The organism is Angustibacter speluncae (assembly GCF_054777815.1).
In genome coordinates this window covers 160528-172470 of sequence record NZ_BAAHAF010000086.1, presented here as the reverse complement: position 1 = coordinate 172470, position 11943 = coordinate 160528, and the positions used below count along the sequence as shown (strand labels likewise).

Here is an 11943-nt window from a genome sequence, read left to right as displayed (position 1 = left end):
GATGTCGGGAGTGGGCGGCGACGGGGCAGGTGACGGCACCGCGCCCTTCCGCCTCCGCAGCGTCGCGCTGACCGCCTACGGCCCCACGGTCGTGAACGCCCTCGGGCACGGCGCCGTGCTGCCGGTGCTGGCGCTGCGCGCCCGCGAGCTCGGTGCGGACGTCGGCACCGCGGCCCTCGTGGTGGCGCTGCTCGGCGTCGGGCAGCTGCTCACCTCGCTGCCGGCCGGGGCCCTGATCGCCCGCGTCGGCGAGCGGCGGGCGCTCGTCGGCGCCGGGCTGCTCGACATGGTCGTGCTGCTCGCGGCGGCCGCGGCCTCCTCGGTGCCCGCGCTGGCCGCGGCGGTGGTGGTCAGCGGGTCGACCTGGTCGGTGTTCCTGCTCGCGCGGCAGGGCTACGTCATGGACGCCGTGCCCGACACCCACCGCGCCCGCGCGATGTCGACGCTCGGCGGCAGCCATCGGATCGGCCTGCTGCTCGGGCCGCTCGCCGGTGCCGGCGCGATCACGGTCTGGGGCCTGCAGGCGGTGTTCGTCGTCGCGGCCGGCATGTCGCTGCTCGCCGCCGGGCTCGCGCTGCTCGTGCCCGACCACGGGCGCGAGCGGCGCGGCGCGGAGCACCCGACCCGGGTCGTCGACGTGCTGCGCGCCCACCGCCGGGTCTTCGCCGGGCTCGGGACGGCCGTGCTCGTCATCGGCGCCGCCCGCTCGCTGCGCACCGCGGTGCTGCCGCTGTGGGCGGAGTCGGTCGGGCTCGACGCGGAGCAGACCTCGCTGCTGTTCGCCGTCGCCAACCTGCTCGACGTGCTGATGTTCTACCCGGCCGGCGTCGTGATGGACCGGCGGGGCCGCACCCCGGTGGCGGTGGCCGTGGTGCTCGCCATCTCGCTCGGGGTGCTCGCGCTGCCGCTGACGTCCACGTTCGCGACCGTGCTCGCTGCGGCGTCGGTCATGGCGCTCGGGAACGGGCTCGGGTCCGGCATCGTGATGACCCTCGGCGCCGACTCCGCCCCGCCGCAGGGGCGCTCGCAGTTCCTCGGCGGCTGGCGGCTCTGCGGCGACGTCGGCGTCACCGGCGGCCCGCTGGCGCTGAGCGGCCTGCTCGCGGTCGTGCCCCTGGCGGTCGGCTGCCTGGTCGTCGGGGCCGTCGGGCTGCTCGGCGCCCTCTGGGTGCAGCGGCAGGTCGCTCCCGTCGACCGGGCCCGCCGCGCCGCCGGCCCGGGGGCATCGCCGGCGGCGGGATAGGTTCGGACGCCGTGACGGCCTCGCGCTACCTCGACGTCCCGACGCCCCTGGTGATGGCGCACCGCGGGTTCAGCCCGGAGGGGCTGGAGAACTCGATGGCGGCGTTCGCCGCCGCGGTCGACCTCGGGGTGACCCACCTCGAGACCGACGTGCACGTCACGGCCGACTCGCGGCTGGTCGCCTTCCACGACGACGTGCTCGACCGCGTCACCGACGGCGCCGGCTCGGTCGCCGCCCTGCCCTGGGACGTCGTCCGCCGCGCCCGGATCGGCGGCAGCGAACCGGTGCCCCTGCTCGAGGACGTCCTCGGCAGCTGGCCCGAGGTGCGGCTGAACGTCGACGTCAAGGCCGTCGGCGCCGTCGGGCCGCTGGTCGACGCGGTGAACCGCACCCGCTCGTGGGACCGGGTCTGCGTCGCGTCCTTCTCCGACGCACGGCGCCGCGCCGTGCTGCGCCGGCTGCCGACGGGCGTCGCGTCCTCCCCCGGCCAGGAGACCGTGGCGGCGTTCTGGGCCGCCAGCCGGGTGCCCACGCCGACCGCCGCGCTGCGCCGGCTCACCCGTGACGTCGTCTGCCTCCAGGTGCCGGAGCGGCACGGCCGGGTGCGGGTGGTCGACGAGCGGTTCGTCGCCGCCGCCCACCGCGCCGGCCTGCAGGTGCACGTGTGGACGGTCGACGAGGCCGACGACATGCACCGGCTGCTCGACCTCGGCGTCGACGGCCTGATCAGCGACCGCGCCGACACGGCGCTCGAAGTGGCCCGCGCGCGGGGTGCGCAGGGTCCATCATCGGACGCGTGACCGCGCCCCAGGGGACCGCCTCCCCGCCCGTCCCCGAGGGCGTCGAGCCCGACCCGTCCTCGCGCCGTCGGCAGCGACGGGCCTGGTACTTCTACGACTGGGCGAACTCGGCCTACGTCACCACGACGAGCACCGTCCTGATCGGCCCCTACCTCACCGCCGTCGCCCGGGCCGACGCCTGCCCCGACCTCGCGACGGGCGAGGTCTGCCGGGCGGACCTGTCGGTGCTGGGCATCCCGGTCGCCCCGGGGTCGCTGGTGGCGTACACCGTCGCGTTCTCGACGATCCTCGCCGCGCTGCTGCTGCCCGTCGTCGGTGCGATCGCCGACCGGTCGCGGCACCAGAAGCAGATGCTCGCCGGGTTCGCCTGGGTCGGCGCGGCGGCGGCCGCCTGCCTGGGCCTGGTCAGCGGCGGCAACTGGCAGCTCGGCGTGCTGCTGCTCGTCGTCGCCAACATCAACCTGGTCTGCTCGCTCGTGGTCTACGACGCCCTGCTCTGCCAGGTCGCGACACCGGACGAGCGCGACCGCGCGTCCAGCCGCGGGTGGGCGCTGGGCTACCTGGGCGGCTTCCTGCTGCTCGCGGTCAACCTGGGGGTGGTGCAGGGCCACGACGCGCTCGGCCTCACCGAGGGCGAGGCGGTGCGCCTCAGCCTCGCGACGGCGGGCCTGTGGTGGGGGCTGTTCACGCTGATCCCGGTGCTCGGGCTGCGCAACCGCGAGCCGCTGCACGTCCTGGAGGTCGACGGCGTCCCGGCCCGCGACGAGAGCGCGGCGGCCGCCGTGCGCGGGTCGTTCCGCCAGCTGCTGGTGACGCTGCGCGACCTGCGCGGCTACCGCAACACCTGGATGTTCCTGCTCGCGTACCTGTTCTTCAACGACGGCATCCAGACCGTGATCAGCAGCTCCAGCCTCTACGGGTCCGAGGAGCTCGGCTTCGAGCAGGCGCAGCTGATCCAGACGATCCTGCTGGTCCAGCTGGTCGCCGTCTTCGGCGCGCTGCTGTTCGGGCGGGCGGCGGTCCGGTACGGCGCCAAGCGGTGCGTGCTGGTCGGCATCTCGCTGTGGCTGCTCGTGGTGGTCATCGGGTTCGTCATGCCGGCCGGGCAGTTCGCGCTCTTCCTCGGGCTCGCCGTGCTCATCGGCGTCGTGATGGGCGGCACCCAGGCGCTGTCGCGCTCGCTGTACAGCCAGCTCGTGCCCGTCGGGCGCGAGGCCGAGTACTTCAGCCTCTACCAGGCCGCCGAGCGCGGGACGAGCTGGTTCGGCGCCGTGCTGTTCGGCCTGGTCTACCAGCTCACCGACTCCTACCGGCCGGCGATCGTCTCGCTCATGGTGTTCTTCGTCGTGGGCGGCCTGCTGCTCGCCCGGGTCGACGTCCGCAAGGGCATCGAGGAGGCCGGCAACACCGTCCCGAAGGTGGTCTGAGCGTCCCGACGCGCGGGACCGGCCGGATCGTCCTACTGTCGCGGGGCAGCCTTCACCAGACCTTCACGGCGGGGGTAGGAACAGCATCCGGCGGGCGCACGTTGACCGAAGTAACGGGCAGCGCGCCCGTGTGCAGCAGGTCACGGGGTACCCCCAGGAGGTGGCAGATGGCCGAGCGGAGCCTGAAGGGAAGCGGTCTCGGGACGTTCAGTCTCGAGTCCGAGGCAGGTGTGGCCGCGGCGCCGCGCCAGGTCGCCGAGTACGTCTGCGCCGCGGGGCACGTGACGACCCTCCCGTTCTCGGTCGAGGCCGACGTGCCGGCGCTCTGGGAGTGCCGCTGCGGCCTCGAGGCGCTGCTGCGCGACGCCGACCGGCCGGAGGCCGCGCCGGTGAAGCCGGCCCGCACCCACTGGGACATGCTCATGGAGCGGCGCACCGAGGCCGAGCTCGAGGAGCTCCTGCAGGAGCGGCTCGCCCTCCTGCGCAGCGGGCGGCTGCACAAGCGCAGCGCCTAGACGGCACGACCGGACGGCCTCCCGCCGTCCCACCACGACCGCAGGCCCTCGGGCGGGTGCTCCCCTGTTCCCCGCCCGGGGGCCTGTCGCCGTCCCCAGCCGGGCGTCCGTCTCCCCAGTTCAGTGACGGAAGTGCCACCGGAGTGGGAGGACGACACGCGTGACACGCCAGGACGCCTCGTCCGGTGGCAGGTGCCACTGCCCAGCCGACTCAGGTCACAGGTGCTTGCGGTCGTCGTCGACGACCTCGCCCCGCAGCACCTGGCCGCGCGGCGCGGAGGCCGGGCCGGGGTCGCGCACCGGCTCGCCCACGACCCGCGGGCCGGTGAACCGGGCGGCGCGGCGCTGCACCAGGTCGGCCAGCAGCCGGCGCGGGACGGCCCGGGTGAACGGCAGCAGGCACAGGATGCCGAGGACGTCGCTGAGGAACCCGGGCAGCAGCACGAGCACCGCACCCACCAGCACGAGCCCGCCGTCGAGCAGCCGCTGCCCGACCACGGGCGTCCGCGCGGACGCAGGGCCCCCGGCGACCACGCCGCCGTCGACGACGACCGGCGCCCCGAACCCCGCGGCCTCGCGCAGGCCGCGCCAGCTGCGCGGGACCTCCCGCACGAGCAGCGCGAGCCCGACGACCGAGCCGAGGACGAGCAGCAGCACGGTCCACCCGGCGCCGACCTGCTGCGCCACCAGCGCCACGACGACGAGCTCGAGCACCGGGACGACGACCAGCAGCGCGAGCAGCCACCGCGGCCAGCGCCGGCGCGGCGCGCTCACGTGTGCCACCGGCCCTCGCGCCGGCGGGCGAGCGCGTCGCGCGCCTGTCCGGCGCGCCGCCGCGCGCCCCACACGGTGACCTGGACGAGGGCCTCGCGGACGATGTCGCCGCTCATCTTGCTGACGCCCTGCTCACGCTCGACGAACTCGATGGGCACCTCGCGCACCTCGAACCCGGCCGCCAGGGCGCGCAGGGTGAGGTCGACCTGGAAGCAGTAGCCCTGGGAGCGCACCTCGTCGAGCGGGATCTTCTCCAGCACCTCGCGGCGGTAGGCGCGGAAGCCGGCGGTCGAGTCGCGCACCGGCACCCCCAGCGCCGCGCGGGTGTAGAGGTTGGCGCCGCGGCTCAGCCCCTCGCGACGCAGCGGCCAGTCGCGCACCGACCCGCCCCGCACCCAGCGGGAGCCGATGACCACGTCGGCGCGGTCGGGCCGGTCGAGCCGCTCCAGCAGCCGCGGCAGCTCCTCGGGCTGGTGGGAGCCGTCGGCGTCCATCTCGACGAGCACGTCGTAGCCCTCGGCGAGCCCCCAGCGGAAACCGGCGCGGTACGCGGCGCCCAGGCCCTGCTTGCCTGGCCGGTGCAGCACGTGCACGGCGGCGTCGCGGGCGCCGGCCTCGTCGGCCAGCTCGCCGGTGCCGTCGGGGCTGGCGTCGTCGACGACGAGCACGTCGGCCTCGGGGACGGCGGCGCGCAGCCGCGCGAGGGTGCCGGGCAGCGACAGCCGCTCGTCGTAGGTCGGGGTGATGACCAGGACCCTCACGCCGTCTCCTCCCCCTCGTTCGTCGTCGTGGCACCCGGACGGGTCGTCGCCCCCGCGGCCTCGCGGCGACGGCGCCGGACCCCGAGCAGGGCCCCCAGGATGCCAGCCGCCGCCAGCACCCCCTCGGGCCAGGTGCCGAGCCGCGAGGCGAGCGTGGTCGACGTCCGCAGCGGCACCTCGGCCTCCAGCACGGCTGCCTCGAACAACGCCGACCGCTCGAGCAGGGTTCCGTCCGGCGCGACCACCGCGCTCACGCCGACCGTCGACACGTGCAGCACCGCGCGGCCGCTCTCGACCGCCCGCAGCCGCGACATCGCCAGCTGCTGCACGCTCTCGTCGGACAGCCCGAAGGTGGCGTTGTTGGTCTGGACGACGAGCAGCTGCGCGCCGCCGTCGACCACGTCGGCGATCAGGTCGTCGTCGACCACCTCGAAGCAGATCAGGTCGCCCAGCCGCACGCTGCGCCCGTCGGCGAGGTCGACGTCGAGCACCCCGGGCTCGTCGCCCGCGGCGAAGTCGCCCGCCTGGTCGACCAGCGGGGTGATGCGGCGGAAGAAGTCGCGGTAGGGCACGTACTCGGCGAACGGCACGGGCGCTCGCTTGACGTAGTCGTCGACCGGGCCCTCCTCCGGCTGCCAGACCAGCGTGGTGTTGCGGGTGCGGCCGTCCTCGCCACGCACCAGGGTGCCGACCAGCGTCGGCGCGCCGATCTCGTCGACGGCCTCGTCGATGACCCGGGAGGCGTCGACGTTGCGGAACGGGTCGATGTCGCTCGCGTTCTCGGGCCAGACCACCAGGTCGGGCTGCTCGGACTCGCCCGACGCGACCCGCTCGGCCAGGTCGCGGGTGCCGCGGGCGTGGTTGTCGAGGACGGCGCGGCGCTCGGCGTTGAACTCCAGGCCGAGCCGGGGCACGTTGCCCTGGACGCCGGCCGCGCGCAGCGTCCCGGCCTCGGCACCGACCGGCGTGGGGACGACGAGCCCCGCCAGCAGGACGGCGGCGGCGGCGACGGCGCACGCGGCCACCGCGAGCGGCCGTCGGCGGCCCAGCCCGGCCGGCACGGCCTCCAGCAGCAGCAGGCCGACCGCCGCGACCGCCGCCGACACCAGCGGTGCACCGCCGAGGGCGGCGAGGTCGAGCGTCGGCGCGGTCGACTGCGAGAAGGCGAGCCGGCTCCAGCCGAACCCGCCGAACGGCACCCGCGCCTGCAGCGCCTCGACCGCGACCAGGGCACCGGCGCCGGCGACCACCCGCCACGCGACCGGGCGCAGCCGCGAGGTCAGGGCGAGCAGCAGCCCGAGCAGGCCGAGCAGGAGCGACTCGGCCGCCACCAGCGCGAGCCAGGGCAGGGCGCCCACCTGCAGGCTCGTCCAGTGCAGCAGGGGGGCGAGGAACGTGACGGCGTGGACGAGGCCGTGGGCGTAGCCGGCGCGACCGCGCCGGCCGCGGACCGCCGCGGCGAGGAGCGCGACGGAGAGGGGGGCGGCCCACCACCACGACCGGCCGGGGAAGGCCGTGGACGCCAGGACGCCCGCGGCGGCGGCGAGGGGGACGCTGAGGGCGAGCGGCACCGTCGGGCTGTCGCGCAGGACGCCGTCGGGGGTCGCAGGCACCGACCGAGGCTAACCGCGGCGCGAGCGCGGGGCGGCGGCGGGTGGCCGCCCGAGCGGGGTCGGTCGGCCCGCGCGCCCTTCGGGCCGAACCACGCCGTGCTGGGTGCGCGGCAGTGGCACGTTTTCTACGGAGCGCGCGGGCCCGACCTGGTCCCCGGTGCAGCCTGTCGGCCGCCGTGGTCTCGCCCCGGCGAGTCCCCTCCCACCGCTCGACGTGGCCGTCGTCGAGGGTGCGAGGTACCCGGCCGGGAGCCGAGCGCTGGTCGGACGTCGCGTGGACGACCGCGGGAGAAGTTACCGGGTGCAGCACGGGTGTCAACCCGCCCCTGACCTGCGGGTTCGGGGCGTCTGCGCAGGTCAGCGACACCGCCCTGTCACCCGGAATTCATCCGTACACCCGACCCCGGTCGGCGTGTCGCGCGGCGTGTCCGGTTGCGTTGCCGCGCAACGGGAGTCAGCCGGTCGGGCCCAGGACCTCGACCACGGCGGCCGCCAGGCCGTCGACCACCTCGTCGACCTCGGTGGGGGTGATGACCAGGGGCGGACCGAGCAGCACCAGGTCGCCGTCGGTGCCGTCGGCGCACCCGGTCGAGGAGTACAGCAGCACCCCGCGCCGGCGGGCCGCCGCGACGACCTGCTCGACCACCCGGTCGGCCCGGGCGAACGGCGCCCGGGTGCCCCGGTCGGCCACCAGCTCGACGCCCCGCAGCAGCCCGAGACCGCGGACGTCGCCGACGTGCGGGTGGTCGCCGAGGGCGGCTGCGAGGGCCTCGCCGAGCTGGGCCCCGCGCTCGGCCGACGCCTCGACCAGGCCGTGGTCGCGCAGCCGGGCGAGCACCGCGCGCCCGGCCGCCGCGCCGACCACGTGGTGCGAGTAGGTGAACCCGTGCGTGAAGCCGCCCTCGCGCAGGGCCGCTGCCACCTCGCCGCTGGCCACGGCGAGGCCGAGCGGCCAGTAGCCGGACGCGGCTCCCTTGGCGAGGGTGAGCAGGTCGGGGCGCAGCCCGAAGTGGTCGGACGCGAACCAGCGCCCGGTCCGCCCGAAGCCGGTCATCACCTCGTCGGCGACGACGAGCACGCCGTGGCGGCGGCACACCTCCGCGATCGCGGGCCAGTAGTCGTCCGGCGGCACGCAGGCGCCGAGCGCGGCACCGGCGACCGGCTCCGCGACGAACGCGGCCACCTGCTCGGGGCCGATCTCGAGCAGCAGCCGCTCGAGCTCGTCGGCGTGCCGGCGTCCGCAGCCCTCGGGGTGGGTGCCCGGGAACGGGCACCGGTACTCGTACGGCGTGGTGGTGTGCCGGGCTCCGCCCAGCCACGGCGCGTAGGGACGGCGCAGGCCGTCGCGGCCCGAGACGTCCAGCGCCCCGCGGGTGTTGCCGTGGTACGCGCCCTGCCGGCCGATCACGACGTGCCGGTCCTCGCCCCGCGCCAGGTGGTACGCCCGGGCCATCTTCAGGACGGTCTCGACCGCCTCGCTGCCGCCCGACACCGGGTACAGCGCCGGGTCGTCGACCGGGAGCAGCGGCGCCAGCTCGTCGGCGTAGGACTCCAGCGCCTCGGACGCGAACACCGTCCCGTGCGCGTACGCGACGCGGCCGGCCTGGTCGGCCACGGCGTCCGCGACCTCGCGGACCCCGTGGCCGATGCCCACCACCACGGCACCGCCGGCGGCGTCGAGGTACCGCCGCCCGGCGGTGTCGAACAGCTGGGTGCCGTCGCCGTGCGAGATGACCGGCGCGTCCGCGCCGGCGCGGCTGAAGACGTGCCCGGTCACCTCGCTCCCCTCCTGGCTGTCGGTCCGTCCGCCGGTGCCGTCAGGCGCCGACGGCCGCCATCGCCTCGCCGAGCACGCGCAGACCGGTCTGCACCTGCTCGGGGGTGATGACGAGCGGCGGCGACATCCGGATGGTGCGCTCGCCGCACTCCAGGACGAGCAGCCCGCGCTCGAAGCACGCGTGCTGCACGGCCTCGGCCTGCTCGGGGCTCGCGAACTCGACGCCGATCATCAGGCCGGTGCCGCGCACGTCGGTGACCAGCCCGGGGTGGCGGGCGTGCAGCTCGCGCAGGCCGGCGAGCAGGGTCTCCCCCACCGTGGCGGCGTGCTCGACGAGGCCCTCGCGCTGGATGACCTCGAGGGTGGCCAGGCCGGCGGCGCAGGCCACCGGGCTGCCGCCGTAGGTCGACCCGTGGGCGCCGGCGCCCCACTTCTCCATCAGCTCGGCCCGGGCCGCGAAGGCGCCGAGCGGCAGGCCGGAGGCGATGCCCTTGGCCGAGATCAGGATGTCGGGCTGCACGTCGGCGAGCTCGATCGCCCACATCCTCCCGGTGCGCCCCATGCCGGACTGCACCTCGTCGGCGACCAGCAGGATGCCGTGCTCGTCGCACAGCGCGCGCAGCCGCTGCACCCACTCGGCCGGCGGGACGATGTAGCCGCCCTCGCCCTGCACCGGCTCGAGGAAGATCGCGGCGACCTCGGTCGGCGGCACCTCGTAGCGGAACAGCTTCTCGAGCGCGGAGAACGTCGACTCCGGGTCGTGCGAGCGCGCGCCGGTCTCGGGGTCGACCACGTCGTACGCGAACGGCACGTGGTGCACGCCGGGCAGCAGCGGGCCGAAGCCCTTGTGGTACTTCGACTTCGACGCCGTCAGGCTGACCGCGCCGTAGGTGCGGCCGTGGAAGGCGCCGTAGAAGCTGATGACGTACGGGCGACCGGTCGCGTAGCGCGCCAGCTTGAGCGCGCCCTCGACGGCCTCGGCCCCGGAGTTGGTCAGGAACACGCGGGTGTCGCCCTCGATGGGCAGCGTCGCGGCGAGCGCGTCGCACATCTGCGAGTAGATCGGCAGGTAGAAGTCGCTGGCCGAGTAGTGCAGCAGCTCGCCGGCCTGGGCCTGCACGGCCTCGACCACCGTGGGGTGGCAGTGGCCGGTCGAGTTCACCGCGATGCCCGCGTTGAAGTCGAGGAACAGGTTGCCGTCGACGTCCTCGACGACCGCGCCGAGCGCGCGCCGCGGCGCGAGCGGGTAGGCGCGCGGCAGCGACGGGCTGGTCACCGCGGTGTCGCGGGCCAGGACGGCGCTCGCCGCCGGCCCGGGCAGCGCCGTGGCCACGTGCGGCACGCCGTGCTGCGCGATGCGGGTGTCGAGCGACTCGAGCGCGTCGGCGCTCGCGTCGGTCTGCGGGTCGACCTGGGAGGTCAGGGAGGTCATCGGGTCACCACCGTCTGGGACTGCTCGCGAAGGAACTGCTGGACGTAGTACAGGCCCCCACCGGCCTTGCCGGAGGTGCCGGAGCCCTTCCAGCCGCCGAAGGGCTGGACGCCGGGCCAGGCGCCGGTCGTGGCGCCGGCGGCGCGGTTGACGTACACCACGCCGGCCTCGATGGAGTCGAGGAACTGCTGGACCTCCGCCTCGTCGGCGGAGAAGAAGCCGGCGGTCAGGCCGAGCTCGGTGTCGTTGGCCAGGGTGAGCGCCTCGTCGAGGGTGTCGACGGGCACCACGGCCACGAACGGGACGAACAGCTCGTCCTTCAGCAGGCGGTCGCCCGCCGGCAGGTCGGTGACGACGGTCGGGGTGACGTAGTGGCCCTCGGCGCCGTCGGCGGAGCGGCCGACCACCTCGCCGCCGGCCACCACGCGACCGACCTCGCGGGCGTGCGCCACGGCGTCCTCGAAGCGCTGCACCGACGACGCGTCGACCACGGGCCCGACGAAGGTGTCGCGCGCGGTGGCGTCGCCGACCACGAGCTCGCCGGCCCGCTTCGCCAGGCCCTCGACGAACGCGTCGTACACCTCGCGCTGGACGTAGACGCGCGAGCAGGCCGAGCACTTCTGGCCGGAGAAGCCGAAGGCCGACCGGGCGATGCCGGCCACCGCGGTGTCGAGGTCGGCCTTCGCCGACACGATCGCGGGGTTCTTGCCACCCATCTCGCACACGACCGGCTTGGGGTAGTCGGTCGAGAAGGAGCGGTGGATCTGCATGCCCACTGCGTACGACCCGGTGAAGGTGAGGCCGTCGACGCCCGGGTGCGCGACCAGCGCCTTGCCGACCTCGTCGCCGCCCTGCAGCACGTGGAAGGCGTCGGCGGGCAGGCCGGCGTCGGCCAGCGCGCGGGCCAGGTGCTCGGCCGAGTAGGCGCCCTGCGGTGCGGGCTTCAGCACCACGGTGTTGCCGGCCACGAGCGCGCCGCCCGCGGGACCGGCCGACAGGGCCATAGGGAAGTTGAACGGGCTGATGACGCCCCACACGCCGAACGGGCGCAGCACGCTGCGGGTGCGCTCGGCGTCGGACAGCCGCTCCATCTCGACCGACCAGCCGTCGTGCTTCTCGACCTGGTCGCAGTAGTAGCGGATCAGGTCGGCCGACTCCTCGACGTCGCCGAGCGCCTCGAGCCGGTTCTTGCCGACCTCCTGGCTCATCAGGCCGGCCAGCTCGTTGGAGCGCTCGCTGATCAGGTCGGCGGCGCGGCGCAGGATCTCGACCCGCTCCTGCCACGGGCGGGCGCGCCACGCGACGGCCTCGCGGGCCGCGGCGGTGACGGCGTCGTCGACGTCCTGCGCGGTGGCCTCGTGCACCCGGCACAGCACCAGCGAGGTGTCGTTGGGGCTGCGCACCTCGATGGTGGGGCGGTCGCCGGTGCGCTGCTCGGCGCCGACGCGCACCGGCAGGGCGGCGCCGAACCACTCGCGCGCGGTGGTCAGGCCCTCCTCGTACGCGGTGTGCAGCTGCTCGTTGTCCGCGGACAGCGTCGCGTACGTGACGCGGAACCTGTCGGCCATCGTGCCTCCTCGTGGGTGGTGCGGGTGGTGGGT

Annotated in this window: 10 protein-coding genes; 4 read left to right on the top strand and 6 right to left on the bottom strand. The window is 75.5% G+C overall.

Features of this window, described 5'->3' with window-relative positions:
• Position 1: 1 nt before the first annotated feature.
• The 4 genes from ACYVKY_RS11055 (at position 2) to ACYVKY_RS11040 (ending at position 3985) form a co-directional block, all read left to right on the top strand.
• Entirely contained in the window at positions 2–1243 is a 1242-nt protein-coding gene (locus ACYVKY_RS11055) for an MFS transporter (protein WP_460435024.1), read from the top strand.
• An 11-nt stretch (positions 1244–1254) separates the two neighbouring features.
• A complete protein-coding gene (locus tag ACYVKY_RS11050; RefSeq protein ID WP_460435023.1) occupies positions 1255–2043 on the top strand; it encodes a glycerophosphodiester phosphodiesterase in 789 nt (262 codons plus the stop codon).
• Positions 2040–3470 carry an MFS transporter gene (locus ACYVKY_RS11045; RefSeq protein ID WP_460435022.1) on the top strand — a complete coding sequence of 477 codons (1431 nt, stop codon included), beginning with the start codon at positions 2040–2042 and terminating at the stop codon, positions 3468–3470. Before ACYVKY_RS11050 ends, ACYVKY_RS11045 begins: the two co-directional genes overlap by 4 nt.
• A 167-nt stretch (positions 3471–3637) precedes the next feature.
• A complete protein-coding gene (locus ACYVKY_RS11040) occupies positions 3638–3985 on the top strand; it encodes an RNA polymerase-binding protein RbpA (RefSeq protein ID WP_460435021.1) in 348 nt (115 codons plus the stop codon).
• 216 nt (positions 3986–4201) lie between these two features.
• Here ACYVKY_RS11040 and ACYVKY_RS11035 read toward each other — a convergent pair whose 3' ends face one another.
• The 6 genes from ACYVKY_RS11035 to ACYVKY_RS11010 form a co-directional block, all read right to left on the bottom strand.
• A complete protein-coding gene (locus ACYVKY_RS11035) occupies positions 4202–4759 on the bottom strand; it encodes an FxsA family protein (RefSeq protein WP_460435020.1) in 558 nt (185 codons plus the stop codon).
• Positions 4756–5520: a polyprenol monophosphomannose synthase gene (locus ACYVKY_RS11030; protein WP_460435019.1), complete on the bottom strand. Its 765-nt coding sequence runs from the start codon at positions 5518–5520 to the stop codon at positions 4756–4758. Before ACYVKY_RS11030 ends, ACYVKY_RS11035 begins: the two co-directional genes overlap by 4 nt.
• Positions 5517–7133, bottom strand: a complete 1617-nt coding sequence (gene lnt / locus ACYVKY_RS11025; protein WP_460435018.1) for an apolipoprotein N-acyltransferase — start codon at positions 7131–7133, stop codon at positions 5517–5519. Before lnt ends, ACYVKY_RS11030 begins: the two co-directional genes overlap by 4 nt.
• Before the next feature lie 454 nt (positions 7134–7587).
• Complete coding sequence (locus ACYVKY_RS11020; RefSeq protein WP_460435017.1) at positions 7588–8910, bottom strand: aminotransferase family protein; 1323 nt, start codon at positions 8908–8910, stop codon at positions 7588–7590.
• Between the two features lie 40 nt (positions 8911–8950).
• Positions 8951–10342, bottom strand: a complete 1392-nt coding sequence (locus tag ACYVKY_RS11015) for an aspartate aminotransferase family protein (protein WP_460435016.1) — start codon at positions 10340–10342, stop codon at positions 8951–8953.
• Entirely contained in the window at positions 10339–11910 is a 1572-nt protein-coding gene (locus ACYVKY_RS11010) for an aldehyde dehydrogenase family protein (protein WP_460435015.1), read from the bottom strand. The genes ACYVKY_RS11015 and ACYVKY_RS11010 overlap by 4 nt, the downstream gene beginning before the upstream one ends.
• Positions 11911–11943: the final 33 nt, after the last annotated feature.

Bases quoted from the DNA above. Each gene is read 5' to 3' on its own strand.
- ACYVKY_RS11040 (WP_460435021.1), top strand. From the start codon at position 3,638: ATGGCCGAGCGGAGCCTGAAGGGAAGCGGTCTCGGGACGTTCAGTCTC.
- ACYVKY_RS11015 (WP_460435016.1), bottom strand. From the start codon at position 10,342: ATGACCTCCCTGACCTCCCAGGTCGACCCGCAGACCGACGCGAGCGCC.
- ACYVKY_RS11055 (WP_460435024.1), top strand. From the start codon at position 2: ATGTCGGGAGTGGGCGGCGACGGGGCAGGTGACGGCACCGCGCCCTTC.
- ACYVKY_RS11010 (WP_460435015.1), bottom strand. From the start codon at position 11,910: ATGGCCGACAGGTTCCGCGTCACGTACGCGACGCTGTCCGCGGACAAC.